The organism is Pseudomonas sp. H2_D02, from assembly GCF_054677635.1.
Genome location: NZ_CP162816.1, coordinates 5,604,479 through 5,630,207, shown reverse-complemented (window position 1 = coordinate 5,630,207; position 25,729 = coordinate 5,604,479). Strand labels below are relative to the sequence as shown.

Annotated in this window: 17 protein-coding genes and 3 pseudogenes; 9 read left to right on the top strand and 11 right to left on the bottom strand. The window is 61.7% G+C overall.

Features of this window, described 5'->3' with window-relative positions; genetic code table 11:
* Window positions 1–5: 5 nt before the first annotated feature.
* Together AB4N42_RS25895 and AB4N42_RS25890 are read left to right on the top strand one after the other, a co-directional pair.
* A complete protein-coding gene (locus tag AB4N42_RS25895; RefSeq protein ID WP_460115534.1) occupies window positions 6–1,940 on the top strand; it encodes a hypothetical protein in 1,935 nt (644 codons plus the stop codon).
* Window positions 1,858–4,455 carry a hypothetical protein gene (locus AB4N42_RS25890; RefSeq protein WP_460115533.1) on the top strand — a complete coding sequence of 866 codons (2,598 nt, stop codon included), beginning with the start codon at window positions 1,858–1,860 and terminating at the stop codon, window positions 4,453–4,455. Before AB4N42_RS25895 ends, AB4N42_RS25890 begins: the two co-directional genes overlap by 83 nt.
* Before the next feature lie 9 nt (window positions 4,456–4,464).
* Here AB4N42_RS25890 and AB4N42_RS25885 read toward each other — a convergent pair whose 3' ends face one another.
* The 6 genes and pseudogenes from AB4N42_RS25885 to AB4N42_RS25860 all read right to left on the bottom strand — a co-directional run bounded on the left by AB4N42_RS25885 (window position 4,465) and on the right by AB4N42_RS25860 (window position 11,360).
* Window positions 4,465–5,796, bottom strand: a complete 1,332-nt coding sequence (locus tag AB4N42_RS25885) for a DUF58 domain-containing protein (protein WP_460115532.1) — start codon at window positions 5,794–5,796, stop codon at window positions 4,465–4,467.
* Window positions 5,797–5,980: 184 nt separating this feature from the next.
* A complete protein-coding gene (locus tag AB4N42_RS25880; RefSeq protein ID WP_030140831.1) occupies window positions 5,981–6,985 on the bottom strand; it encodes an AAA family ATPase in 1,005 nt (334 codons plus the stop codon).
* Window positions 6,982–8,146, bottom strand: a pseudogene (locus AB4N42_RS25875) (DUF4350 domain-containing protein). Before AB4N42_RS25875 ends, AB4N42_RS25880 begins: the two are co-directional and overlap by 4 nt.
* The gene (locus AB4N42_RS25870) at window positions 8,143–9,678 is read right to left on the bottom strand and encodes a DUF4129 domain-containing protein (protein ID WP_431146004.1); all 1,536 of its coding nucleotides are present in this window, start codon (window positions 9,676–9,678) and stop codon (window positions 8,143–8,145) included. The pseudogene AB4N42_RS25875 and the gene AB4N42_RS25870 overlap by 4 nt, the downstream one beginning before the upstream one ends.
* Window positions 9,665–10,639: a stage II sporulation protein M gene (locus AB4N42_RS25865; protein WP_217861367.1), complete on the bottom strand. Its 975-nt coding sequence runs from the start codon at window positions 10,637–10,639 to the stop codon at window positions 9,665–9,667. Before AB4N42_RS25865 ends, AB4N42_RS25870 begins: the two co-directional genes overlap by 14 nt.
* A pseudogene (locus AB4N42_RS25860) lies at window positions 10,636–11,360 on the bottom strand (RDD family protein). Before AB4N42_RS25860 ends, AB4N42_RS25865 begins: the two are co-directional and overlap by 4 nt.
* A gap of 184 nt (window positions 11,361–11,544) precedes the next feature.
* Here AB4N42_RS25860 and sbcB point away from each other — a divergent pair.
* A complete protein-coding gene (sbcB, locus tag AB4N42_RS25855; RefSeq protein ID WP_198797903.1) occupies window positions 11,545–12,972 on the top strand; it encodes an exodeoxyribonuclease I in 1,428 nt (475 codons plus the stop codon).
* 119 nt (window positions 12,973–13,091) lie between these two features.
* Here sbcB and mvaT read toward each other — a convergent pair whose 3' ends face one another.
* Window positions 13,092–13,469: a histone-like nucleoid-structuring protein MvaT gene (gene mvaT / locus AB4N42_RS25850; protein ID WP_030140826.1), complete on the bottom strand. Its 378-nt coding sequence runs from the start codon at window positions 13,467–13,469 to the stop codon at window positions 13,092–13,094.
* 305 nt (window positions 13,470–13,774) lie between these two features.
* Here mvaT and purU point away from each other — a divergent pair, with 305 nt between their 5' ends.
* Both purU and AB4N42_RS25840 read left to right on the top strand, forming a co-directional pair.
* Window positions 13,775–14,623 carry a formyltetrahydrofolate deformylase gene (purU, locus tag AB4N42_RS25845; RefSeq protein ID WP_030140825.1) on the top strand — a complete coding sequence of 283 codons (849 nt, stop codon included), beginning with the start codon at window positions 13,775–13,777 and terminating at the stop codon, window positions 14,621–14,623.
* Window positions 14,624–14,694: 71 nt separating this feature from the next.
* Window positions 14,695–14,874 carry a hypothetical protein gene (locus AB4N42_RS25840; protein WP_030140824.1) on the top strand — a complete coding sequence of 60 codons (180 nt, stop codon included), beginning with the start codon at window positions 14,695–14,697 and terminating at the stop codon, window positions 14,872–14,874.
* A 4-nt stretch (window positions 14,875–14,878) separates the two neighbouring features.
* Here the strand turns inward: AB4N42_RS25840 and AB4N42_RS25835 are convergent, their stop codons facing one another.
* From AB4N42_RS25835 to AB4N42_RS25825, 3 genes are read right to left on the bottom strand one after another with little or no spacing between them, the layout of a single operon-like run.
* Complete coding sequence (locus AB4N42_RS25835; RefSeq protein WP_030140823.1) at window positions 14,879–15,874, bottom strand: lysylphosphatidylglycerol synthase transmembrane domain-containing protein; 996 nt, start codon at window positions 15,872–15,874, stop codon at window positions 14,879–14,881.
* Window positions 15,871–16,644: a DUF2334 domain-containing protein gene (locus AB4N42_RS25830; protein ID WP_431145997.1), complete on the bottom strand. Its 774-nt coding sequence runs from the start codon at window positions 16,642–16,644 to the stop codon at window positions 15,871–15,873. The genes AB4N42_RS25835 and AB4N42_RS25830 overlap by 4 nt, the downstream gene beginning before the upstream one ends.
* A 10-nt stretch (window positions 16,645–16,654) precedes the next feature.
* Window positions 16,655–17,776 carry a glycosyltransferase family 4 protein gene (locus AB4N42_RS25825; RefSeq protein WP_030140821.1) on the bottom strand — a complete coding sequence of 374 codons (1,122 nt, stop codon included), beginning with the start codon at window positions 17,774–17,776 and terminating at the stop codon, window positions 16,655–16,657.
* A gap of 310 nt (window positions 17,777–18,086) precedes the next feature.
* Here AB4N42_RS25825 and AB4N42_RS25820 point away from each other — a divergent pair, with 310 nt between their 5' ends.
* Window positions 18,087–19,574, top strand: a complete 1,488-nt coding sequence (locus AB4N42_RS25820; protein WP_030140820.1) for a helicase HerA-like domain-containing protein — start codon at window positions 18,087–18,089, stop codon at window positions 19,572–19,574.
* Between the two features lie 139 nt (window positions 19,575–19,713).
* Here the strand turns inward: AB4N42_RS25820 and AB4N42_RS25815 are convergent, their stop codons facing one another.
* Complete coding sequence (locus AB4N42_RS25815) at window positions 19,714–20,169, bottom strand: DUF721 domain-containing protein (RefSeq protein WP_030140819.1); 456 nt, start codon at window positions 20,167–20,169, stop codon at window positions 19,714–19,716.
* A gap of 308 nt (window positions 20,170–20,477) precedes the next feature.
* Between AB4N42_RS25815 and secA the strand changes: the two genes are divergently transcribed.
* The 3 genes and pseudogenes from secA (at window position 20,478) to AB4N42_RS25800 (ending at window position 25,651) form a co-directional block, all read left to right on the top strand.
* Window positions 20,478–23,219 carry a preprotein translocase subunit SecA gene (gene secA / locus AB4N42_RS25810; RefSeq protein WP_030140818.1) on the top strand — a complete coding sequence of 914 codons (2,742 nt, stop codon included), beginning with the start codon at window positions 20,478–20,480 and terminating at the stop codon, window positions 23,217–23,219.
* Between the two features lie 120 nt (window positions 23,220–23,339).
* Window positions 23,340–24,558, top strand: a pseudogene (gene argJ / locus AB4N42_RS25805) (bifunctional glutamate N-acetyltransferase/amino-acid acetyltransferase ArgJ).
* A 148-nt stretch (window positions 24,559–24,706) separates the two neighbouring features.
* Window positions 24,707–25,651, top strand: coding sequence for a Nudix family hydrolase (locus AB4N42_RS25800; protein ID WP_030140816.1), 945 nt, complete (start codon window positions 24,707–24,709; stop codon window positions 25,649–25,651).
* Window positions 25,652–25,729 lie beyond the last annotated feature (78 nt).

Below are 25,729 nucleotides of genomic sequence, written 5' to 3'. Positions count from 1 at the left end.
TGGCCATGGGTAGCGTGATCAAGGCAGATGAGAGCTTGGTGATAAATGGTGAATTCGAGGACGGCTTGAAGGGATGGAACAGACGTGGGAGCGCGCTCGGTACCGAATCCGACATGTACAACGGCGTTTACATTCGTCTTCTGGCGGCCAGCCATGGCGCTTCTGTCAACCAGACAATAAGTGCTCCGAAGACGCCGAGTGATAAAGCCCGCTATGTGATCTCTTTCCTGTATGAGTTGTGGCATACCCGAGCGGGCGAGGTGTTGCTGGAAGTCGAAGGACAAGCAGGAAAACAGCCGATTGAGTTGTTGCCAACCAAATTGCGCGGTACGCCGGAAGAACAGGCAAGGCTGAAGAAAGAGGGGCCATTGGAGTTCAACCCGACGGAGTGTGAAATCCCGCTGGAGCTACTCTTTACTGATAGGGACACGCTGAAGGTCACCGTACTCAGCCCTCAAAACGACCCTGGAGACGAGTTTTCCAAGCTTCGTATCACGCGCATCAGGCTTCAGTTGCACTTGGAGCCTGCCGCGATGGAAGGGCTCCTGCTCGACGAACAATCCATCGGGCCAACGGACCCTTTATATGTATGCCTTGGGACAGAGGGTGCCTTGGCGCATCGACTCGAGTTCGTGGCTGAGCCCGACAGTGTCTGGCTGGGCACAAAGGCGGCGTTGACCATTGTCGATAATCCATTGGAGGCGATTGTCACGACGCCGGATTGGGGCGTGGATCAACCAGTGGAATCACCTTGGTTACTCGAATGCCCGTTGATCGGCGATGAGGATTATGTGTTTTCCATGAATTTGGTTAACCAGTACACCGCAGAACCCTATCCCCTGCAGGTTTCGCTCGGGCATCATCGGCTCAACTTTCTCCAGGTGCATGAAGCGGCCTATTACCCGGTGCTGGAGTACGAACAGAGTGTGCGCGTGGGGGTTCAGGTCGCCTCGTATTACACCAACCAGCCTATGAGCGGGCGTACGGTTACGTGGACGGTCACGGATGGGCGGGTAAAAAAGGTGGCCACTACCGACGTCCAGGGTTGGGCTTATCTCGACTATGAGCCGTCCCTGGCCGGTCAGTTCCAGATAGAGGCGTCAGTCGAAAGCCTCTATTACGCGGCAGGTGTCGTGTCGCAAATCCTGGAGGTCCGGGTTCTTGAAACAGACCCCTGGAAAGACGTGATGGCGGTCGTCGAGGGGGCGCAGGCACGGTGGGAGGAGAAAACCGGATATCCTAATCGAGGTTCGGATTACGCTCTGGAGTTGAGGCTGCCATCGGACAGTCCGCTGCTGGAGACGAAACTGTCACTGCGTTGGAGCGGCGATTCTCCGGAACAACTGGGGGTGACGGTTTCCCCGGCGCTTGACTTCGGGGTCCCGGTGACCGGCACCGGACTCACCTGGACCCTGACAAGTGCGGACGATCTGGACGGTCGGTTCGACCTGGACCTGGTCTGCTCGAAGCTGTTGCGCCCTTCGCCGAAAAAAGCCATGTCACTGGCTCGCAACCTGGTCAGGATCGGCGACGTGCGAGAGGCCAACAAGTTTCCGATCGTGGACGAAAACGAAAGCGTGTTGCTAAGGGTGCAGGTGGTGCACGTCGTCATCGCCGGTGATGGGGACCCGGTCGTCAATGCGTTGGTGGAATGGCGGTCTGAGGAAGGACTGATCTTCGCCGGTCCCACGGGGAATGATGGGTGGGCGAGCGTGCTTTATCAGCCGAGCAGTGCCGGGGACAAAACCATTACTGTCAACGTCAAGGCCCATGCCGATGCCATCGCGGTGGAACACGTATTCAACGTGAAGGCCATTGCGACCAGCCCCTGGAAGAACGAAGTCAAGATCTTCCTGGATGGGGTGGAAGTCCAACGCAATACCCTCGGTTTGCTTTGTCGAGCGTGGTCAAACCCATCCGCTGAAAGTCGTGCCGAATGATGGCAGCAGTTGGATTGGTAAAAATATCAGCTTGCATTGGCGCGGGGCCGAACCGGATATCGGGTTGGTGCCGAGTGATCTTGGCATTGCCAAGCCGCTGCTGGGAGGTGGTGCGGAGTGGAGCTTGGCGTCAAGCGCTTCAAGCAGTATCAGCAGCCTGTTCGAGCTGGAGCTACGTCTTGAAAGTGTCACTGTCGCCAGGGAATTGTCTGGACGATTGGTGTCGGAGGACCTGGCGGAAGAAGTCAATCTGAGGCTTGATCAGGTCGTCGCGGAGCTGGATGAGCAGTCGCTGTTTCCCTGCTTGGGCGCACGGCACCGTTTCAGTGTCTTGCCCAACGCATTGAGTCCGTTGGTGGGGCTGGAGTCGAGGCTGGTTTGGTCCGGAACGCCTGCCGCAGACTTGGATGCAACCGTTGAACCCGCCTTGGCCGTTGCGCAACCCGTCACTGACGGCGGCGTGATCTGGATGCTCGACTTTACCGCCAGCGAGCAATCGGGACAGTTTGCCTTGGCGTGGACGATGCCACAGTTGGACTTCGTCTCGACCGCCAAGCCGATGAAACTGGCGCACAACAAAGTCCGGATTGAAGACTGGCGTGATACACCAATCGATCCTGTGGTTGGCCAGGATTCTGCGTGGCTATGGGTGCAGGTTTTTTCTCATTTCACCGACCTCGCTGTCGATCAGGTGCCTGTGAATTGGACGGCAGGGGGAGGTGCGGAAGAGGAAATCACCGATGCCACGGGCTGGTGTGGATTTGCGCTGGCACCGTCCAACAGTGATGCGCTTGAAGTGACGGCATCGGTCCTCAGCCCTTATGACGGCTTCGAGGATAAGCGTGCCCTGCAGGTCACCCCACTGGCTGATGATCCCTGGTCGGGACTGACCGTTCAATTTGACGAGCAGCCGCCGCAGCGTTGGGGCGAAAAGACGTATTTTCCCCGTCGCAATGGCACCCACCACTTGAAGTTGCAAGCCCCGGAAACAAGCCCCTTGCTCGATCATGAGGTGACACTGGGGCTGACCGGTACCGGGCCCGTTGCGTTGGGCCTGGGCTTTTCGCCGCCCGCGCTTGGCGTGCCGAAAAAACTGACTCGGGAGGGTTTGAGTTACACCTTTAAGGTGAACGACATCAAAGACGGCAGTTTTGCCTTGCGTTTATCGGCAACGAGACTGGCGAACCTCTCCCCGGCCAATGCGATGTCCGTTGGAGAGGGCGCACAGGTGCTGAACCTTGTCTTGAGCAGCAGTACCCACCGGATCCTGGATTGGGGAAGTGAGCTTTACACCGAGGTCAAATTGCTTTCGGCAATCACTGGTAAGCCAATGCAAGGGTGGACCGTGACTTGGCGCAGCCCTGATCTTGGCGAAGTGACCTCGGTGACCAACTATTACGGGGTGGCGAGCGTGCGCTTTGTTCCTGCCACGCCGGGCGAGGCTCGACTGACAGCGACGGTGGGCGAAAAGGAATATTCAAAAACAGTGGAGTTGTCGTACGCCTTGAACGAGCCGCGGGAAATCGCGTCACTCACCAGCCCCAAGCCAAGTGGTCATCTGGGGGAGCAGGTTTCAGCGGTCGTTACCGTTGTGTCGGCCTTGACTGGCGAGCCTTTGCAGGGCGTCGAGGTGATGTGGGATTACCCCACCCTCACGCTTGCTCCAACGAGTACGGATGGTGAAGGGCAGGCACATGTGGAGTTCAGGTTGCCTGGGGTGAGACGAGGGCTTTTGGGGGCTACCGTGCGGGGTGGGTATGCTGGATGGGAGGTCAAACTTCTGGAGTTTGAACTGCTGCCTAATGAGTTGACTTGGCAACAGGACTTCAAACCTAACTTCACAGGTAGTCCCGCAGGGTGGTCCGACGTTAGGTTGAGGGTCTTCGCAGGAAAGGTTTACACGTTGAAGCTGGATTACAGAGACAGCTGGTTGATCGGTGACCCAGATGCCCAGCTTCTTCTTGAATATAAGCCGGGCGAAGAGGCGCAGGGGGTGGTCGTCGACCCGCCGCTGGGCCAGCTTGTTGCGATGGAGGAAGGGACTACTTCCTTGAGTTGGACGCTGACGACCGACCCCGACTACACGCCAGACCATGCTTTTGCGTTGCAGTTCGACATGCCTTTGATCAGCGAAATGCCAAAGTCGCCACCTTTGCCTGGGATTATCCGGGATGAAAATAGCTGGCTGGAGGAATTCACGTTCTACTTGAATGGCGAGGAGTTTGAGCTGGCTTATAGGGACCTGCACCTGGTGGATGGAACCGATTATACCTGGGAGTTGAGAGTCAAGGAGGGCAGCAGCCTGATCGGCACGACCACTGTTGCTTTGGGGGCGTCGTTAGGAAATCCTAATGTGGAATTCGCTCCGCCATTGTTCCAACCACAACCGGTGACGATGACGACCCCCTTGATTTGGTCCATATCGACCAAGGAATCGAATTACGGAACATTCATGGTGGAGTTACGCTGCCCAGATCTGCCCGTGCGGGAGATTTCTACAGAGGTGAAACCCTAGGCCTCACCCCTACAAATCCCCCGCCTTCTTCCACCCCAGATACAACGTCACCAGCTCGGCCCCCAACTCCCCGGGCCGAGCTTGCAGCAGCGTTATCCCATGGGCGCTCAGTCGCTCATGCAACGCGGCCCGCGCATTCAAATATTCCACCGTCCCGCAATAAGCCAGCGCCTCGGGCAGGGCTTGCACTGGCGCCTGGCGCAAGCGGTCGAGGGCTTCTTCGCGCAGGCTCGCCACCAGCACCCGATGCCGCTGGCCCAGGCGTTTTACGGCGACCAGCAGTTCTTCATCGTCCTCATCCCGCAGGTTGGTCACCAGCACCACCAGGGCGCGGCGTTTTTGCCGGGCCAGCAGTTGCGTGACGGCGGCGGGGTAGTCGGCGGGGTGTTGGCTGCTGTCGAGGTCGTAGACGGTGTTGAGCAATACGTTGAGTTGGCCGGTGCCTTTGACCGGGGCGAGGTAGCGCGGCTGTTCGCTGGCGAAGGTGCTCAGGCCCACGGCATCGCCTTGGCGCAGCGCGGTGTAGCTGAGCAGCAGGCAGGCGTTGAGGGCGTGGTCGAAATGCGCCAGCTCGTCATCCTGGCTGCGCATGCGTCGACCGCAGTCGAGCATGAAGATGATCTGCTGGTCGCGTTCGTCTTCGTATTCCCGGGCAATCGGCGTGCGATGGCGGGCGGTGGCTTTCCAGTCGATCTGGCGCAGGCTGTCGCCTTCGCGGAACTCGCGCAATTGGTGGAATTCCTGGCCCTGGCCGCGTCGTTGGCGTTGACGAATCCCGAGCTGGCTGAGCCAGTTGTCCACGGCCAGCAGTTGACCATCGTAGAGCCGGGCGAAGTCCGGGTAGACGCGGGTGTCGTCGGCGGCGGGGAGCAGGCGCTTGGCGGTCCACAGGCCCATTGGGCTCGGGAGGTTGATTTCGCAGTGTTCGAAGCTGAAGTGGCCGCGCTTGAGCGGGCGAACGCGGTAGCCGAGTTGGGTGAGCTGGCCGGGTTGTAGGTCCGCTGAAAGAGGGAGGTGTTCGAAGTCCAGGCCATCGGGCACATGATCGAAGAGCTGGATCTCCAATGGTTGGGCCAGGTCGTGGCTGATTTCCAGGCGTACTTCGCTCCAGCGACCGAGTGCCAGGCTGCCGGGCAGTTGCCGTTGGACGCGGGGCGAGGGCAGGCGGCGGACGCGCACGGCGTCGAGAACCGACAGGGCCAACAGCGCAAGTAGCAAACCCCAGTGGATCGACAGCAAAGTCGAGGGCACGGCGATGCCCAGCGCTCGCAGGGCGCCCAGGGCAATGCCGACGGCCAGCAGGATCGCGAGCCAGATCAACAGCAGGCGAGAAGGCTTCATGGCTGCAACTCAATGGTAGGGTGACAACCCAGTGTGGCGAGGGGATTTATCCCCGCTGGCCGCGCAGCGGCCCCTTGCGGTGTGTCAGGCAAAACCAGGGGGCTGCTGCGCAGCCCAGCGGGGCGGTGCGACGTTTCGCTAAATCCCCTCGCCACGATGAGCACCAGCATCAGGGATTTTTTGCTCACAACCGTGGCGCCGACACTTGATCGAGCAACTGCCCCAGCACCTGATCCACCGAAAGCCCTTCGATATCCAGCTCCGGCGCCAGCCGCACGCGATGGCGCAGCACGGCCAGGGCGCAGCCCTTGATGTCGTCCGGCACCACGAACTCGCCGCCGCGCAACAATGCCCGGGCGCGGGCGCAACGCACCAGCGCGATCGAGGCGCGGGGCCCGGCGCCGATCGTCAGGCCTGGCCAGGTACGAGTGGCGCGGGCCAGGCGCACGGCATAATCGAGCACCTGGTCGTCCATCGGCAGGTCGCTGGCTATGCGTTGCAGCGCTTGCACGTCCTTGGCCTGCAACACCGTGCGCAATGGTTGCACATCGAGCATGTCGGCGCGGGTCGAGCGGCTGACCTGGCGCACCATATTCAGTTCTTGATCGGCGTCGGGGTAGTCCATGCGCACCTTGAGCATGAAACGGTCGAGCTCGGCCTCCGGCAGCGGGTAGGTGCCTTCCTGTTCGATCGGGTTCTGGGTGGCGAGCACCATGAACGGCTGGGCGATCGGCAACGCGCGACCCTCGAGGGTGACCTGGCGCTCCTGCATGGCTTCGAGCAGCGCCGCCTGGGTCTTGGCCGGCGCGCGGTTGATCTCGTCGGCCAACAACAGGTTGGTGAACACCGGGCCCTTGCGCAGCTTGAACTGCTCGGTCTGCAAGTCGTACACCGCGTGGCCGGTGACGTCGCTGGGCATCAGGTCGGGGGTGAACTGGATCCGCGCGAACTCCCCGCCAAAACAGCGGGCCAGGGCGCGCACCAGCAGCGTCTTGCCCAGCCCCGGCACGCCTTCGAGCAGGACATGACCGCCGGCGATCAGCGCCGTGAGCACATCGTCGATCACCGCGACCTGGCCGACCACGGCCTTGTGCAGTTCGGTGCGGATCGCCTGGGCCAGTTGGCTGGCGCGCTGGCGTTGCTGGGCGGCGTGGGCCTGGCTGTCTGAGGGTTCGTTCTGTTCAGTCATAAGGCATTCCTGAGGGTTTGCAAAAGGGCGACCTGGCGGCAGAACTCGGCGCTGGACAGGCGTTGTTTCGGTCGAGGGCTGAGGGCCTGGCTGATGGCGCGTGTAGGCTGCCGGGTCAGGCGGGCAAGCACTTGCCATTGTTCGGCGACGACCAGTTGTTCGAAACCGGGATGAAGCTGACGGGCCCGGCGCAGTACGTCTTGCTGCAGGCTGTGCAGCAGGTGCTGCTGGCCGTTATGGCGTAGCTGGAAGGCGGCGCTGGCTTGCAGGTGTTCCTGCAATTGGCGTCGGGCCTTGGGCGCGGGTTGTTGCAGCGGACCATGACGCACCGCCGAGCGCCAGAGCCAAAGGGCGATCAAGGCCAGCAGTGCCACGATGGCTTGGGGAAAGTAGCGCAACAGCAGGGTCAGCAGGTTGTCGTGGTCGGTGTTGAACAGCAGCGTCACGTCCGTGTCGGCGCTCAGGTACCAGAGCAGCCAGGCATTGTCATACTGGTCGATGTGATCGTTTTTCCACAGCTCGGCATCGGTGAGCACGGTGATGGTGCCCTGGCCGTAGTTCAGTTGCATCAGATGGGTCGCGGCCTCGCTGTTGGCCCACGCCTGGGCGAGGTTCAGCGGGTCTTCGAGGTGGAAGTCCGTGTCGAAGCCGAGGTAGGCCGGCGCCTCTTCGTCTTCCAGGTACAGTTTGGTCAACTCGGGATAAGGATCCTTGATCAGCTCCGGCTCCGGTGCCTTGAGGTCCTTGCTCAGCAGTTGGCGCAGCCGCACGCGGTCCAGCAGCAGGTCACCGCTGCTGTTTGTGCTGTCGTCCCACAAGGCTTCGGCGACAAACAGCAGTCGGCCGCGCGGCGCGGGTCCAGTTCATCACTTGGTCGACGCTCCGTGGCGTCATGTTGCTTCGCTCACCCAACAGCAACAGGGTACGTTGGCGAGGCTCCAGCGTCGGCAGGACGTCCAGGCTGTTGGCGTGCTCGACCTTGATGCCTTGCTGGCGCAAATAATGTTCGGCGGCCAGGTAAGGATTGGCCTGTGCTTCAGGGGCCGGGCCGTGCTCGATGACCTCTTGATACGGCACGGCTTTCATGTGCAGGAAGATCGCCAACACGCCACCCAGTGCGGCAACCACGGCGCCGACCAGCCATCCCGCGCGCCGGTTCATTGGGAAGCTCCCGGACCGAACAAGCCACGCCAGCCGTCGCACAGTTCCTGTTGCAGATGGGCCGGTGGTGGACGGTGTCCGTAGGCAATGTTCTGCCAGTGCAGGGTCAGGTTTTTGCTGAAGGCCAACAGCTGTTCCTGCTGGAGTTGCTCTACACGGTGCAGCACCTGGCCTTCGGTGTCGGACGGTTTCAATGGGATGCCGAACCCATGGTGCAAGCGGCTGAGCAGGGCCCGATAGAGCAGGCCCAACGCCTCTCGGGGAGCGCTGGACCACAATTGTTCGGCGCTGGACGCGACATCGTCCGGCAGGCTTTCTTCGCGGATATCCAGGCCGAACATCCGTGCTGGCGTCGGCCGCTCCATCACCTGGCCCTTCGCCGGCCGGCGGTTCACCAGGGCGTTGAGCCTTTCCCGATAACGCCAGGCCAGCCAGGCGACCGCACCCACCAGGGCGGCCCAGAGCAATACCTGGATCAGCGCAGCGATGGTTTCGAAGCGTTTGGCACCCCAGTTGAACATCGATTTGAGCCAACCCGGGGCTTCGTCGGTCTCGGCCGGCTCCGGGGCTTCTTCGCCAAAGCGATAGCGCGTCACGGTTTCCGGGTTCTTGAAGGGCGGGGCGTCGAGGATGGCCTTGATGCTTTCGCGAGAGGCTTGGCTGGTGACGGGTTGGTTGAGCAGGCGAGGGCTGTCCGGTGCAGTGCCATCTTCGGCGGCCCAGGCGGGTGGCACCAGCGGCAGCAGCATCACCGCCGCCAGCAGCAGCAGGGGGGCGACCGCACTCAGGCGCTGGCGCAGGCGGCGGAACACCAGTTCGATGTCCCAGGCTTCGAGAATCGTGCGTCGATTCAAGTAGAGGCTGAAGCCGCAGGCGACGTAGATCGGCTCCCAGATAATCAACAACAGCGGATAGAGGAAATTGAGCAGGTGTTCGAGCCACAGCCAGTCGTGCTCGGCGACGGCGACCAGGGTTTGCCAATCCCATTCCAGTTCGACTTGTTGCGGCACGAATAGATAGAACAGGGCCATCAGGCCAAACCACAAGGCCGTTTCCAGATGCACGCCAATGATGGTCAACCACTGCGCCGCGCCGCCGTTGCGTTGCAGCAATACGCGCAAGCGTTGTTCCCGTGCTTCCCCGGCGAGCCCTTCGAGTTGCACGACGGGCATCAGGAAGCTTCGGCTCAGGCTCAGCCGGCGCCAGGTCAGGCTCGCCAGCAGCTGCGGCTTGAGCAGCGCCGGCCATTGGCGCAAGGCCTGTTTCAAGGTGGGGGTCTCGCCAAACAACGCCTTGGACACGATGTACAGGGGCAGGCGGTCAAACGCTGGTTTCAGCCACCAGAACAGAAACACTACCAGGGACGGTGAATCCCACAGCAGCAGGCTCAGCAACGCATACACCGGCAGTGTGACGATGGCCCAACTGGTCATCATCAGCCGTCGATGCTGCTGTGCCATCAGGACACCGAGGTCCATGGCTTCCCACGTGGTGCGCGGTCGGATGGTTACGGTGACGTCACTCAGGCGCATGCTGGCCTCGCCCGGCAAACAGCAGGTAGCCCAGCACCAACAGCCACAACAGCGTACCGACGGTGTACTTGGTGGCGGTGGTCACTGCGCTGGAGGACCAATAGGCTTCGATGAACGCGGCGATGAGCAGGAAGAGGATCACGCCGCCGATCATCAGCACGCTTTTGCCGGCGGCGAGTCGCAAGGCTTCGCCCCGGGTGAGGCGTCCCGGCGCGATGAGTGACCAGCCCAGTTGCAGGCCTGCGGCGCCGGCCAGGGTAATGGCGGTGAGTTCGAAGGCGCCGTGGCCGATCACGAATGACCAGAACGTCCCGCCCGAGCCGATCTGGGTCAGGTGCCCGGCCACCGCGCCAATGGTCAGGCCGTTGAAGAACAGGAAGAACGCGCTGCCCAGGCCAAACAGCAAGCCGCTGGCGAAGGTCTGAAAAGCGATGCCGATGTTGTGCATGATGTAATAGCCGAACATGACCCAGTCTTCGCTGGCGGCCCGCTCGATCGAACGCCCCAGATGCCCGGCCGCCGGGTCGTACATGCTACGGATCTGGCTGATCTCCTCGACGCCCAGCAGGCTGTAGACCAGCTCCGGAAACAGGTAGACCAACAGTCCGATGGCGGCCAGGCTGCCCAGGAACATCAGGCCGGCCGCGAGTACGAATCGCCATTGTTCGCGGACCAGGCGCGGGAAGCCTGCAAGGATGAACGCCGACAAGCTCGCCGTTGGCCGACTGCGGTCGCGGTAGAGCTGTTGGTGGCCGCGCAGCGCCAGTTGTTGCAAGGTGTCCACCAGCAAGCTGCTGTAGCCTCGCGCCTGGGCCAGCGCCAGATGATGGCAAAGCCGTCGATAGACGTGGGGGAAATCGCTGCTCTGGGCAACGTTGCTGTTGCGCTCCAACTGGTCGAGCAGGCGGGACAGGTGTTCCCATTCCCCATGGTGGCGACTTTCGAAAAGGCTTTGCTTCATGTCGGCCCCAGCAGGCCGCGGGCGATGCCATTCAGTTCAGCCACGGCGCCGGTGGGGTGCACCTTCAGCGGGACGGCCAGGATCGTTGCCAGTTCAGTGACCCGTGCTTCGGAAAGTTCGCCCTGGCGTTCGGCAAAACCCAGCACGGCGCGCTGTTCGGCCAGGCCCAGGGCAAAGGCGAACGCAACGCCCGGGCCGATGGCAATTCGGGGCGCTTGACCGGTTGCTCGCGATAGACCACCAACGTGCCGGCCGCCAGGTCGCCGAGGCGTTTGAAGGTTGGATGTTGCAGGCAACTGATCGCGCCAAAGGCGTAGCCAAAGGGCAGCATGTCGACGAAACGCAGCAGGTTGCGGATCAACGAGGCGGACCAGCCGATCGGCCTGCCGTCGTCCTGCACCACGCGCAATCCCATCATTTGCTTGCCCGGCGAGCGGCCCTGGTTGAACAGTTCGAACAGCACCATGTACCACCAGCTGATGACGAACAGCAGGATCGATCCCAGGCCGATGCCCAGTTCGCCGAAAAACGCCAGGACGAAAAACAGCAACCCCAGCACCAGCCCGCGTATGCCCAGGTCGATGGCGAAGGCCAGCGCACGGGGCATCAGCCCCGCCGGGCGCAGTGGCAGGTCGATGCCTTCGGGCGTTTCGACCTGGTAGCGCGTGTCCAGTGGTGGCGGCAGCGGCGCGTTCCTTTGCAGTGCTGGTGTCTCGAGCATGGGCAACCTGTGATGGGCCGTTCGAACGTTCGATCTCGGCCCAGATGCTAGCAGTCTTCGTGCGGGCGCACGATACAACTGTTTGTGTCATTTCATGCGCTGCAACAGGATCGCTGGCGGAAACGGTGGCGGCTGTCGGGTTCGAACGCCTAGACTTCGCCAGTCTTCAGCTCAGGAACCTACCGTGACTTCCATCTTCTGGTACGACTACGAGACCACCGGCATCAATCCGCGGTGCGACCGCCCCTTGCAAGTGGCGGGGATCCGTACCGATTTCGAGCTCAACGAAATCGACGCGCCGGTGAACCTCTACTGCCGGCCGAGCGATGACATCCTGCCGCATCCGGCCGCCTGTGCGATCACCGGCATTACGCCGGCGCAACTGGCGGAAAAAGGCTTGAGCGAAGCCGATTTCATGACCCGAGTCCACGCGCAGTTGGCAGCGCCCGGGACCTGTGGCGCGGGCTACAACACCTTGCGCTTCGATGATGAAATGACCCGCTACAGCCTGTATCGGAATTTTTTCGACCCCTATGCCCGGGAATGGCAAGGCGGCAACAGCCGCTGGGACTTGATCGACCTGGTGCGCGCCGCCTATGCCTTGCGCCCCGAGGGCATTGTCTGGCCACAAGAGGATGGCCGCGTCACCCTCAAGCTCGAACGCCTGACCGCGGCCAACGGCATCGACCATGGCCAGGCCCATGATGCGTTGTCGGATGTACGCGCGACGATTGCCCTGGCCCGGTTGATCCGCGAGAAACAACCCCGGCTCTATGACTGGTTGTTCCAGTTGCGCAGCAAACAGAAGGTGCTGGACCAGATACGCCTGTTGCAGCCGATGGTGCACATCTCCGGGCGTTTCTCGGCGGCGCGAAACTACATCGGCGTGGTGCTGCCGCTGGCCTGGCATCCGAAGAACCGCAACGCCCTGATCGTCTGCGACTTGCACTTGGATCCCCAGGGCTTGCTGGATCATGATGCGCAGATCCTGCGTCAACGGTTGTACACCCGCCGCGAAGAGCTGCTCGACGGTGAGCTGCCGGTGCCCCTCAAACTTATTCACATCAACAAGTGCCCGGTGGTTGCACCGCTGGCTGTCTTGCGTGCCGAGGACCAACTACGGCTGCAGCTGGACATGGCGGGCGTTCAGGAGCGGGCGCTGCGGCTAACTGACGCACAACACGTCTGGCAGGGCAAACTCCAGGCTATTTATGGGCCGGAAGATTTCACCGCCAGCGAAGATCCCGAGCAGCAGTTATATTCGGGATTTCTGGGGGATCGAGATCGTCGTTTATGTGAGCAAGTTCGCATGGCGGATCCGGCTCAATTGGCGCAGGGGCATTGGCCTTTTGACGATGAACGACTGTCGGAATTATTGTTTCGATATCGTGCGCGCAACTTCCCGGACACCTTGGATCCAGAAGAACAGGCGCGCTGGAAACTATTTTGCCAGCAACGCCTGTCTTCCCCGGAGTGGGGCGCACCCAATACGTTGAACAGTTTCGATGAGGCAATGGCAGAGTGGATGGGGCTTTCTACATCATTGCAGCAAGAGGTGCTGATCCAGTGGCAAGGCTACAGCCAACAATTACGTAAGCGTTTCAGTCTTTGAATTGCCACGCTGCGATTCACGCCCTAGGGGGTTAAACGAAGGCATAAAAAAACGCCAGCAAATGGCTGGCGTTTTTTGCTTTGCAGCTCCGCGTAAAGCGCGGCGCCGGCTGGCGAGGCTTAGCCCAGCAGGGTTGCCCAGCCTTCTACCACGTCACCGCCCCACTTGGCTTTCCACTCTTTCAGAGTCTTGTGGTTGCCACCTTTGGTTTCGATGACTTCGCCGTTGTGCGGGTTTTTGTACTGCTTAACTTTGCGAGCGCGTTTGGTGCCAGTAGTTTTTGCAGCGCCACGAGGGGCTTTGGCCGATTTGGCTTCTGGGTCCAGGAGGGCAATGATATCGCGCAGGGACTTGGAGTATTCGCCCATCAGAGTGCGCAGTTTGCCTTCGAATTCCAGTTCTTTTTGCAGTTTGTCGTCTTCGGACAGGTTTTTCAGGCGAGCTTGCAGTTCTTTGATGGCTTCTTCTGTAGCGCGGTATTCGTTGATCAGGGACATGGGGACTACCTTATGTAGGACGCGGGTGACAAGGACACAGTGGAGCAATAGTAATCAGACAGTTTCATCAAGTAAACATTTAACCCGTGTTTATTTAGTTAAATAGTGCAGTGTCACAAAATGGTCGGTGCAATAAGTAACGTGATGTGCGCTCACATCTGTTCACACATATAGCGATGCCACCGCAGGCCAGGCCATTCCCAGCCTCGGCTGACCGCGGAGAGGGCGCTGGTGTCATCAGTACTGCAGTTTTGCCGCACAGTGGCTAGAATGGCCGCCTTTGCGAAAGTTCTGGAGTTTCCCTAATGCGCACTTTTCGGCTGGTGATCGCTTGCCCGGACCGCGTCGGTATCGTTGCTAAAGTCAGTAACTTTCTGGCGTCCCATAACGGTTGGATCACTGAAGCAAGCCATCATTCGGACAATCAGAGTGGCTGGTTCTTCATGCGCCACGAGATCCGCGCCGACTCGCTGCCCTTCGGCATCGAAGCCTTTCGCGAGGCGTTCGCCCCCATTGCCGAAGAGTTCTCGATGGACTGGCGCATCACCGATACCGAACAGAAGAAACGCGTGGTGCTGATGGCCAGTCGTGAGTCTCACTGCCTGGCTGACTTGCTGCACCGCTGGCACAGCGATGAGCTCGATTGCGACATCGCCTGCGTGATTTCCAACCATGACGACTTGCGCAGCATGGTGGAGTGGCATGGCATCCCGTACTACCACGTGCCGGTCAATCCGCAGGACAAGCAACCGGCGTTCGCCGAAGTCTCGCGCCTGGTCAAGCAGCATGATGCAGAAGTGGTGGTGCTGGCCCGCTACATGCAAATCCTGCCGCCGTCCCTGTGCAGCGAATACGCGCACAAAGTCATCAACATCCACCACAGTTTCCTGCCATCGTTCGTGGGTGCGAAGCCGTATCACCAGGCTTCGATGCGCGGCGTGAAGCTGATCGGCGCGACATGCCACTACGTGACCGAGGAGCTGGACGCCGGCCCGATCATCGAGCAGGACGTGGTACGCGTCAGCCACAGCGACAGCATCGAAGACATGGTGCGATTCGGTCGCGATGTGGAGAAGATGGTGCTGGCGCGCGGCTTGCGTTATCACCTTGAAGACCGCGTGTTGGTGCACGGCAACAAGACCGTCGTGTTCTGATTCAACGCCAAACCCCGTGGCGAGGGAGCAAGCTCCCTCGCCACGATTAGCCTTGAGGAGCAAGTTAAGTCATGACCGATCCCTTGGACAAAGCCACCGCCAAAGCTCCGCCCACCGTGGGCGAGGGCTGCCTGAGCCGGTACGATCCCGAAGCGTTGAGCCCTGAAGATGGCACCGAGTTTCCGGATGCCGCAAAGCTCTGGGAAGACTTGCACCCGCAACCCCAGGACGACTCCGAACCCAAGCGGTGAACGGTCACGCCTGCCGCAGCCTGATCAGCTTCTTGATCAACGGTCGCCCGACCATCATGAAGAACACCGGCCCTCCGGCCAGTAGATAGAAGTAATACGTCACCGCCCGCCAGATCAGAATCGCCGCCGCCGCAGTGGATTTACCCACCATGGGCGCGAGCAACGCCGCTGAGGTCAACTCCGCCGCTCCGGCGCCGCCCGGTAGCAGGCTGAACTGTCCTGCGCTCAGGGACAGCATCTGGATCAGGAAACTCCAGGCCCATTGCAAATCCGCCCCCAGCCCTTTCAACGCCAGATAGAGCACGCTGTAGCGCAGCGCCCAATGCAGGCAGGTCAGGCCGAACACCTGGAACAACGTCTGCCGAGGCAGCTTCAGCGTGTCGGTGAAAGCCGCCAGGAAATGCAGGATCTTGCGTCCCCAGCGCCGGCGCGTGCTGGAGCCTACGCGCAGGTGGCGCAGCAACCGCGCGCCCAACAGAATCAGCCGACGATGGTAGCGCGCCACGAGCCCGCAGCAGAGCAGGCCACCGAACAATGACACGGCGCTCAGCGCCAGCATCCATTCCAGGCGCTGGCTGAGATTCTGGAACAGCGCGTAGAACAGGATGCCCAACAGGGCGCAAAGGAAAAACAGCAAGTCGCTCAACTGATCCATGGCAAACACGGCGCTGCCATGGGCCGGGCGCACACCGTTGCGCGCCAGCAAGGCCATCAGGGTCAACGGTCCACCGCTGCCGCCGGGCGTCGCGCACATGGCGAACTCGGTGGACATCACCACGCCCATGCTTTTGAGGCCACCGATGCGTTCGCGATGTTCCCCCAGCAGCAAGCGCAGGCGCACTGAATTCAAGCCCCAGCAGAGTACGATCATGCCGAGCATGACCAGCAGCAGGGACAAGGGAAAACGCTGCACCCGCGCCCACATCTCCCCGCCGCCCACCAGCATCGGCACCAGCAATGCGATGAGCAGGGCGGCGACCAGCCAGACCAGGCGCTTCATGCGGCGTGACTGACCCGCAGGCCCTGGGTTGCCAGCCAGCCGGCCTTGGTCATGGGCATGCGGCCATCCTCGAGCAGGCGTGCCAAAGTGCGTAGCCAATAATCCCGGGAGAAGTCGTGGCGCATGTCCACCGGGTGCAGGCCCAGGCGGATCACCGGTGCCTGGCGCCAGCGCTGTTCCCGTTGGTCGCAGATGATTTTCGACAGTCCCCGACGCCAGGGGCTGCGAGCGCTCCACACCAGCCCCGGGGCATCGATAGGAGTGAAGTCCGGCAAGCGATAGAGGTGCTGGGTATCGCTGGTGTAACGCAAGGGCAACTGGCGCAAAGCCCGGCGAGTGCCTTCGCTCATCAACCAGGCTGGGGCGACGAAACCCTCCAGCGGCCATTGGTAACGCTGGAAAAGCTCGGTGCCCGCATGCAGGCGGGCGAGGGCGGCCTCCTCGGACAGATCATAGAATTCGCCTTCGTGGGTGTAGACCCGGCGCATGAACCAATCCTTGGGGTGAAGGGTGGGCGGCCCATCATCGCAATGGTAATAACCGTGCAGGACCAGTTCGTCACCGCGCTCGACCCGGCCGTCGAGCAGGCGCCGGAAACCGGGGTGATCGTCCAGCGCATTGGTGTGGTGAAAGTCCGGCACCACCAGCCAGGTCATCGGGACCTGGCCAAGGGCGTCGACGGCCTCGACGAACGGCTGGTAATCGGGCCAGGTCTGCGGCGCGACGTCGTGAAGCACCAGCAACACGCTGGGGGAGGGATTCATCGTCATCGGTTGCGCCTCAGCCATTGGCCAGCATGGGCATCTCTGCGCCAAGCACGCTGTAGTAATGGCCCAACAGGCTGTTGACCACCGAATCCCAGGCGTAATGCCGTTCCACATGCCGGCGTGCCCGGGTGCCGCGCTGCTGGCAGCCTTCGGCGAACAGTTGCCGCACGGCGTTCGCCATCGCCTGGGGATTGTTCGGCGCGCACAACAGGCCACAGTCTTCGTGGACGAGCTCGCTGAACGCGCCCGCGGCGACCGCCACCACCGGGATGCCGCTGGCCATGGCTTCAAGGATCACCAGGCCGAACGTCTCCTGGTCGCCGGCATGCAAGAGGGCGTCGGCGCTTGCCATCAGCCGGGCGACTTGTGGCGCGGGGCAGAACTCATCGATCACGGTGACGTTGTCCGGTACCACGGCAGGCATGGAAGAACCCACCAGCAGCAGGTGGTAGCGCTCGCCCAGGCGCTTCATGCACTTGAGCAGCACCGGCAGGTTTTTTTCCTTGGAGCCGCGCCCGGCGAAAATCAGCAGGCGGGCATCTTCGGCGATGCCGAGCTCGGCGCGCAGCTCGGGATCGCGAGCGGCGGGATTGAAGGTCTGCAGGTCCACGCCCAAGGGCTGCACGTAGACATTTTTGACGCCCAGCCCGGTCAGCTTGTCGGCCATGACCTGGCTCGGCGCCAAGACCCGGTCGAAGTTGCCGTACAGCTTGCTGACATAGGCTTCGATGTTGGGCGTGAACCAGTTGCCCATGCGGTTGCTCACCAGCAATGGCAGGTCGGAGTGATAAAAACCGATGACGGGCACATCAAGCTGGCGACGGGCATCGAGGGCCGCCCAGGCGGTGAGATAAGGGTCGCCGACTTCAATCAGGTCCGGCTGCAGATCGCGCAGGACATTGCGCCAGGGCGCCAGGCGAAGCGGGAAGCGATAGCCCTTGCCAAAGGGCAGCGGAGGGGCCGGAACCTTGTAGATCCCGTCCTGCTCACTCAGGTGAGCGCCGGGAATCAAGAGGCTGTGGCGGATACCGGGCCGATTGCCCAGGCGCCGGTGCTTGGCATCCAGATAAGTGCGCACGCCTCCACTGGCGGGGGCGTAGAACATGGTTATGTCCGCTATATGCACGATGAACATCCCTCCGGTCTGTGTTCTCCAGTGTTGACCTTTAGTAAGAATAGATGTTCGGTTGGGGTTGCGGTGGCGTAGTCGTGATGCAGATTCCCGTGGCGAGGGAGCTTGCTCCCGCTGGGCTGCGCAGCGGCCCCAAAATCTTGGGAGCGCTTCGCTCTGGAGCGCCAGCCCGGTCCAGCGGGAGCAAGCTCCCTCGCCACATGAGAGCGGTCAAATGCGGTTTTTATTTCCAGCACCAGGGTCTTAATACGCTGGGCATGCTTTTATATAAGCGCGCAAAATGGCGTCATATCGCAAACCCACAGGTGACCAAATGCCTGATTCATCGCAACTCATTATCGGGGCCGACCTGGCCGGCCAACCTGTCGCCCAGGCCATGCGCCTGGCGAACCGTCATGGTCTGGTGGCGGGTGCCACCGGCACAGGCAAGACCGTTACCCTGCAACGCCTGGCCGAAATGTTCAGCGATGCCGGCGTGGCGGTGTTCGCGGCGGACATCAAGGGCGACCTGTGCGGCCTCGGCGCTGCCGGTGCTCCCCAGGGCAAGGTCGCCGAGCGCATCGCCGGCATGCCCTGGCTCGGCCACAAGCCCCAGGCTTATCCAGTGACCTTGTGGGACATCCACGGTAAATCCGGTCATCCGTTGCGCACGACCTTGAGCGAAATGGGCCCGTTGTTGCTCGGCAGCCTGCTGGAGCTCACCGATAGCCAGCAGTCGGCGTTGTACGCGGCGTTCAAGGTGGCCGATCGCGAGGGCCTGTTGCTGCTGGACCTCAAGGACCTGAAAGCACTGCTCAATCACCTCAAGGACAATCCCGAGTTGCTCGGCGACGACGCGGCCTTGATGACCACCGGTTCCAGCCAGGCGCTGATGCGGCGCTTGTCGACGCTGGAGCAGCAGGGCGCCGACGCCTTGTTTGGTGAGCCGGCGTTGCAGCTCGAAGACATTCTTCACCCGGCCAGCGATGGTCGTGGTCGCATCCATTTGCTGGACGCCAGCCGCCTGGTCCATGAGGCGCCGAAGGTCTACGCTACGTTCCTGCTCTGGCTGCTGGCCGAGCTGTTCGAGCAACTTCCCGAGCGCGGCGATGCGGACAAGCCTTTGCTCGCGCTGTTCTTCGACGAGGCTCATCTGTTGTTTGCCGGTACGCCAAAGGCATTGCAGGATCGCCTGGAGCAAGTGGTGCGGTTGATCCGCTCCAAGGGCGTCGGGGTGTATTTCGTCACCCAGTCGCCAGGCGACCTGCCGGACGATGTGCTGGCGCAGTTGGGGTTGCGCATCCAGCACGGTTTGCGGGCCTTTACGGCCAAGGAGCAGAAATCCTTGCGGGCGGTGGCGGAGGGGTTCCGACCGAACCCGCAATTCGATGCCTTGGCGGTGCTGACGGAGCTGGGCATCGGTGAAGCCCTGGTTGGCACCTTGCAGGAAAAAGGCACGCCGGAAATGGTCCAGCGCGTGTTGGTGGCGCCGCCGCAGTCGCGCATCGGGCCGCTGAGCGAGGCTGAGCGCGCCGGGTTGATCGCCAGTTCGTCGTTGCAAGGGCGCTACGATAAGCCGATTGATCGCGAGTCGGCTTATGAAGTGTTGATGGGCCGCAAGGGACTGGAACCCCAGGCCGAAGCGGCGCCGGGCAAGCCGGCGGCGGACGAGCCGAGCTTCACCGAACAGGCTGGGGAATTCCTCGGCACCGCGGCGGGCCAGGCCTTGAAATCAGCGATGCGCCAGGCGGCCAATCAATTGGGCCGGCAGTTGGTGCGTGGGTTGATGGGATCGTTGCTGGGGGGTAGCAAGCGGCGGTAGGTCAAAGACCGAGTCGCCCCCTTCGCGAGCAAGCTCGCTCCCACAGGAGATCTTTAGCGGACACAGATTTTGTATCCACCACGAATCCACTGTGGGAGCGAGCTTGCTCGCGATAGCCAGTTAACAGGCGACGAGAATTTCAGCCCTTGGGCCGCGCATGCGCCGCCAATCGTTCCAGCGCCGCCTTGAGGTTGGGGTCGCTGATGCCTTCGGCGGTGGCCTGGATGGTCGCGGCCGCGTCGGTCGACAGGTCGAGGGTATGTCCCTTGGCGCCGGCCTGTACGGTCGGCGGCTGGACCTTGAACAGGATGCGCGTCAGGTTGGCGAATTCTTCGAAAGCCTGCAGTTGACGCAGCAAGCGTTTTTGCTGGTAGCGCAAGCGCGTGGCCCAATGGCCGTCGGTGACGATCAGCAGCAAGCTGCCTTCGCGCCAGGACGCCACATGACAATGCTCGCGCGCGGCGGGCTGTAACTGGCTGTCCAGCAGGCGTTGCAGATGACCCAGGCGCCGGGCGTGGCCGAAGATGGCTTTCAGCGGCTTGGCTTCGCGCAGCAGAACGGCGGGTGCCTTGGCTGGAAGAGGGCGGAAGGCCATGAACTGATACCGCAAATGACAGGAGCGCCATGGTAGCAGAAAGCGCCGGATGCGCCTCGATCCGCTCGTCCTGCGTCCTTTTATCCATACAATCAAAAGGTAACTTCTGCACCTTGTGGCTTGAAGTTCGCGCAAAAGCCCTTATTTTAGGGAGGCCCCGTCACAGCGCTGTGCCAGCATCGTGGAATAACGCCACTTTCCTCACCATCGTTTCCGGGTAGAATGCTCGTTCGCATGCGGCCATGAGGGCTGCACGGGCGACTCACGGGGCCGCCCTCCATCCCTTTAGTGTGGAAGATCCTGCCGATATGTTTGCGCCTTTGTTAAAGAAACTTTTTGGAAGCAAGAACGAGCGTGAAGTCAAGCGCATGCTCAAGACGGTACAGATCGTCAATGCCTTCGAAGAGCAAATGGTGGCCCTTTCGGACGATCAGTTACGCGCCAAGACTGCCGAATTCAAGGACCGCATCGCCAAGGGTGAAACCCTTGACCAGATCCTGCCCGAAGCCTTTGCGGTCTGCCGCGAAGCCGGCAAGCGGGTGATGGGCATGCGCCACTTCGACGTCCAGTTGATCGGCGGCATGACCCTGCACGAAGGCAAGATCGCCGAGATGCGTACCGGTGAGGGCAAGACCCTCGTGGCCACCCTGGCGGTGTATCTCAACGCATTGTCCGGCAAGGGCGTGCACGTGGTGACGGTCAACGACTACCTGGCCCGCCGCGACGCCAACTGGATGCGCCCGCTCTACGAATTCCTCGGCCTGACGGTCGGCGTGGTCACGCCGTTCCAGCCGCCGGAAGAGAAGCGCTTCGCCTACGCTTCCGACATCACCTACGGCACCAACAACGAATTCGGTTTCGACTACCTGCGCGACAACATGGCGTTCAGCATGGAAGAAAAATTCCAGCGTGAACTCAACTTTGCCGTGATCGACGAAGTCGACTCCATCCTCATCGACGAAGCCCGTACCCCGCTGATCATTTCCGGTCAGGCCGAGGACAGCTCCAAGCTGTACATCGAGATCAACAAGTTGATCCCGCAGCTCAAGCTGCACGTCGAGGAAGTCGAAGGCGAAGTGACCCAGGCCGGCCACTACACCGTCGACGAGAAGACCCGCCAGGTCGAGCTCAATGAATCCGGTCACCAGTTCATCGAAGAGATGCTGACCCGCGTCGGCCTGCTGGCTGAAGGCGAAAGCTTGTACTCGGCCCATAACCTCGGCTTGCTGACCCACGTCTATGCCGGCCTGCGTGCCCACAAGCTGTTCCATCGCAACGTCGAATACATCGTGCAGGACGGCCAGGTCGTGCTGGTGGACGAGCACACCGGCCGTACCATGCCGGGCCGCCGCCTGTCCGAAGGCCTGCACCAGGCCATCGAAGCCAAGGAAGGCCTGAACATCCAGGCCGAGAGCCAGACCCTGGCCTCGACCACCTTCCAGAACTACTTCCGCCTGTACAACAAGCTGTCCGGCATGACCGGTACCGCTGACACCGAAGCGTTCGAATTCCACCAGATCTATGGCCTGCAAGTGGTGGTGATTCCGCCGAACAAGCCGCTGGCGCGCAAAGACTACAACGACCTGGTGTTCCTGACCGCCGAAGAGAAATACGCGGCGATCATCAACGACATCAAGGAAGGCATGGCCCAGGGCCGTCCGATCCTGGTGGGTACCGCCACCATCGAGACCTCCGAGCACATGTCCAACCTGCTCACCCAGGAAGGCATCGAGCACAAGGTCCTGAACGCCAAGTTCCACGAGAAGGAAGCCGAGATCATCGCCCAGGCCGGTCGTCCGGGTGCGCTGACCATCGCCACCAACATGGCCGGTCGTGGTACCGACATCCTGCTGGGCGGCAACTGGGAAGTGGAAGTCGCCTCCCTGGAAAATCCGACCCCCGAGCAGATCGCACAGATCAAGGCCGACTGGCAGAAACGTCACCAGCAGGTGTTGGAATCCGGCGGTTTGCAGGTGATCGCTTCCGAGCGTCACGAATCCCGTCGTATCGACAACCAGCTGCGTGGCCGTGCCGGCCGCCAGGGGGACGCCGGCTCCAGCCGCTTCTACCTGTCGCTGGAAGACAGCCTGATGCGCATCTTCGCCTCTGACCGGGTGAAGAACTTCATGAAGGCCCTGGGCATGCAGCCGGGCGAGGCGATCGAGCACCGCATGGTGACCAACGCCATCGAAAAGGCCCAGCGCAAGGTCGAGGGCCGCAACTTCGATATCCGCAAGCAGTTGCTGGAGTTCGACGACGTCAACAACGAGCAGCGTAAAGTGATCTATCACATGCGCAACAGCCTGTTGGCTGCCGACGACATTGGTGAAACCATCGCCGATTTCCGCCGCGAAGTGCTCGACGCCACCGTCAGCGCCCACATTCCGCCGCAGTCGTTGCCGGAACAATGGGATATCGCGGGCCTGGAAGCTTCCCTGCGCAGCGATTTCGGCGTGTCCTTGCCGATCCAGCAGTGGCTCGACGAAGACGATCACCTGTACGAAGAAACCCTGCGGGAAAAACTGCTGGCCGAGCTGATCGCCGCGTACAACGAGAAAGAAGACCAGGCCGGTGCCGAAGCGCTGCGCTCCTTCGAGAAGCAGATCGTATTGCGTGTGCTGGACGACCTGTGGAAAGACCATCTGTCGACCATGGATCACCTGCGCCACGGCATCCACCTGCGCGGCTACGCCCAGAAGAACCCGAAGCAGGAGTACAAGCGCGAGTCCTTCACGCTGTTCTCCGAGCTGCTGGATTCGATCAAGCGCGACTCGATCCGTGTCCTGTCCCACGTCCAGGTGCGCCGCGAAGACCCGGCCGAGGAAGAAGCTCGCCTGCGTCAGGAAGCCGAGGCGCTGGCCGCGCGCATGCAATTCGAACACGCCGAAGCGCCAGGGCTGGAAGTGGCTCAGGCGATGGAAGAGGGCGTCGATGTGGATGTCGCCCTGGCCACCGCGCCGGTGCGCAACGAGCAGAAGCTGGGCCGTAACGAACTGTGCTACTGCGGTTCGGGCAAGAAATACAAGCATTGCCACGGGCAGATCCAATAAACCCGTTTCAACGCTGAGCGACCCGCGCCGCGACAAGAGTCTCTTGTCGCGGCGTTTTGCCATTTGATCCGTCGTCTTGATAAGGGCGATGACGAACACATTTATTTAAGGAGCGCATTCATGGCTGTTGGTCTTGGTCCGTTGCCAACGTTGCACCCGGTTGCCGGTTTTGAACTCGGTATTGCCTCGGCCGGCATCAAGCGCCCCGGGCGCAAGGATGTCGTGGTCATGCGTTGCGCCGAAGGCTCGACGGTGGCGGGCGTGTTTACGCTCAACGCGTTTTGCGCCGCGCCGGTGATCCTGGCCAAGCAACGCGTGCAGGGGCCGGTGCGTTACCTGCTGACCAACACCGGTAACGCCAACGCCGAGCACCGGCGCGCCAGGCCTGGCCGCCGCCGAGCGTACCTGCGCCAAGCTGGCCGAACTGATGGGCGTCGATGCCAACCAGGTGCTGCCTTACTCCACCGGTGTGATCGGCGAGCCGCTGCCGGTCGAGAAGATCGAAGGCGCGTTGCAAGCCGCCCTTGATGACCTGTCGGAAAACAACTGGGCCGCCGCCGCCACCGGCATCATGACCACCGACACCTTGCCCAAGGGCGCGAGCCGCCAGTTCCAGCATGACGGCATGACCATCACCGTCACGGGCATCAGCAAAGGTGCCGGGATGATCCGGCCGAACATGGCGACCATGCTTGGCTACATCGCCACCGACGCCAAGGTATCGCGCCAAGTGCTGCAGGACCTGATGCTCGACGGCGCCAACAAGTCGTTCAACCGCATCACCATCGACGGCGACACCTCTACCAACGACTGCTGCATGCTGATCGCCACCGGCAAGGCCAACCTGCCGGAAATCACCGAAGCCAGCGGCCCGCTGTTTGCGGCCCTGAAGCAGGCCGTATTCGAAGTGTGCATGGAAGTGGCCCAGGCCATCGTCCGTGACGGTGAAGGCGCGACCAAGTTCGTGACCGTGCAGGTCAACGGCGGTGGCAATCACCAGGAATGCCTGGACGTCGGCTACACCGTGGCGCACTCGCCGCTGATCAAGACCGCGTTGTTCGCTTCCGACCCGAACTGGGGCCGGATCCTCGCCGCTGTCGGCCGTGCCGGCGTGCCGGACCTGGACGTGAGCAAGATCGACGTGTTCCTCGGCGAAGTCTGCATCGCCAGCCAGGGCGCCCGCGCCGCGACCTACACCGAAGCCCAGGGTGCGGCAGTGATGCAGCAGGAAGAGATCACCATCCGCATCGAGCTGGGCCGGGGTGATTGCAGCGAAACCATCTGGACGACCGACCTGTCCCACGAGTACGTCAAGATCAACGCTGAATATCGGACTTGAGACCGAGTCGCTCCTATCGCGAGCAAGCTCGCTCCCCCAGTGGAACTGCGTTGTGAACACGTTTGATGTCGCTCAACAAATCCCTGGGGGAGCGAGCCTGCTCGCGATGGTGCCGGTACCGACTCCATGAACGCTGAGGAATAGCGCGGTGAAACGAATTCATGTGGCGGCGGCGGTCATTCGTGACGCCGCTGGTAAAATCCTGATTGCCCGTCGGGCCGACACCCAGCATCAAGGTGGCCTGTGGGAGTTTCCCGGCGGCAAGGTCGAGGCCGATGAGTCCGTCGAAACCGCCTTGGCCCGGGAGCTGAACGAGGAACTGGCTATCGTCGTCGAAGCCGCCCGGCCCTTGATCAAGGTGCGCCACGATTACCCGGACAAACAGGTCTTGCTGGATGTTTGGGAGGTGTCCGCCTTCAGGGGCGAGCCCCATGGCGCCGAAGGTCAACCGCTGGCGTGGGTGACGGCCCGTGAGTTGACGAGTTACGAGTTTCCGGCGGCCAACCAGCCGATCGTCGCGGCGGCCCGTTTGCCGGGCGAATATTTGATTACGCCCGAAGGCCTCGAGACGCCGGCCTTGCTGCGCGGCATGCAGAAGGCAATTGCCGGCGGGATAAAGTTGGTCCAGCTCCGAGCGCCCAACGGCTACGACCCGCAATACCGCGACCTGGCGGTGGACGCGGTAGGGTTGTGTGCCGGCAAGGCGCAGTTGATGCTCAAGGGACCGTTCGAATGGCTGGGGGATTTTCCCTCCGCCGGCTGGCACATCACTGCCGCGCAACTGCGCAAGCATGCGGCGGCCGGTCGCCCGTTCGGCAAGGACCGCTGGCTCGCGGCCTCGTGCCATAACGCCGAGGAACTGTCCCTGGCGCAGCAGATGGACGTGGATTTCGTCACGCTTTCGCCTGTGCAACCGACCCAGACCCATCCCGATGCCAAGCCGTTGGGGTGGGATGAGGCGGCGCGGTTGATCGAAGGTTTCGACAGACCGGTTTATCTGTTGGGTGGGGTGGGTCCCGGAGAGCGGCAAAAAGCCTGGGAAGCTGGTGCGCAGGGTGTGGCGGGGATTCGGGCGTTCTGGCCTGAGGTTTGATTTTGTGGTGTAACCGCTGACGCCATCGCGAGCAAGCTCGCTCCCACAGGGGTTTTGTGAACGCCGAAAATCCCGTGT

Bases quoted from the DNA above. Each gene is read 5' to 3' on its own strand.
- purU (WP_030140825.1), top strand. From the start codon at position 13,775: ATGCGCACTTTTCGGCTGGTGATCGCTTGCCCGGACCGCGTCGGTATC.
- AB4N42_RS25840 (WP_030140824.1), top strand. From the start codon at position 14,695: ATGACCGATCCCTTGGACAAAGCCACCGCCAAAGCTCCGCCCACCGTG.
- AB4N42_RS25890 (WP_460115533.1), top strand. From the start codon at position 1,858: ATGGGGTGGAAGTCCAACGCAATACCCTCGGTTTGCTTTGTCGAGCGT.
- AB4N42_RS25865 (WP_217861367.1), bottom strand. From the start codon at position 10,639: ATGAAGCAAAGCCTTTTCGAAAGTCGCCACCATGGGGAATGGGAACAC.
- AB4N42_RS25895 (WP_460115534.1), top strand. From the start codon at position 6: ATGGGTAGCGTGATCAAGGCAGATGAGAGCTTGGTGATAAATGGTGAA.
- AB4N42_RS25835 (WP_030140823.1), bottom strand. From the start codon at position 15,874: ATGAAGCGCCTGGTCTGGCTGGTCGCCGCCCTGCTCATCGCATTGCTG.
- secA (WP_030140818.1), top strand. From the start codon at position 20,478: ATGTTTGCGCCTTTGTTAAAGAAACTTTTTGGAAGCAAGAACGAGCGT.
- AB4N42_RS25830 (WP_431145997.1), bottom strand. From the start codon at position 16,644: ATGACGATGAATCCCTCCCCCAGCGTGTTGCTGGTGCTTCACGACGTC.
- mvaT (WP_030140826.1), bottom strand. From the start codon at position 13,469: ATGTCCCTGATCAACGAATACCGCGCTACAGAAGAAGCCATCAAAGAA.
- AB4N42_RS25885 (WP_460115532.1), bottom strand. From the start codon at position 5,796: ATGAAGCCTTCTCGCCTGCTGTTGATCTGGCTCGCGATCCTGCTGGCC.
- AB4N42_RS25825 (WP_030140821.1), bottom strand. From the start codon at position 17,776: ATGTTCATCGTGCATATAGCGGACATAACCATGTTCTACGCCCCCGCC.
- AB4N42_RS25870 (WP_431146004.1), bottom strand. From the start codon at position 9,678: ATGCGCCTGAGTGACGTCACCGTAACCATCCGACCGCGCACCACGTGG.
- AB4N42_RS25880 (WP_030140831.1), bottom strand. From the start codon at position 6,985: ATGACTGAACAGAACGAACCCTCAGACAGCCAGGCCCACGCCGCCCAG.
- AB4N42_RS25820 (WP_030140820.1), top strand. From the start codon at position 18,087: ATGCCTGATTCATCGCAACTCATTATCGGGGCCGACCTGGCCGGCCAA.
- AB4N42_RS25815 (WP_030140819.1), bottom strand. From the start codon at position 20,169: ATGGCCTTCCGCCCTCTTCCAGCCAAGGCACCCGCCGTTCTGCTGCGC.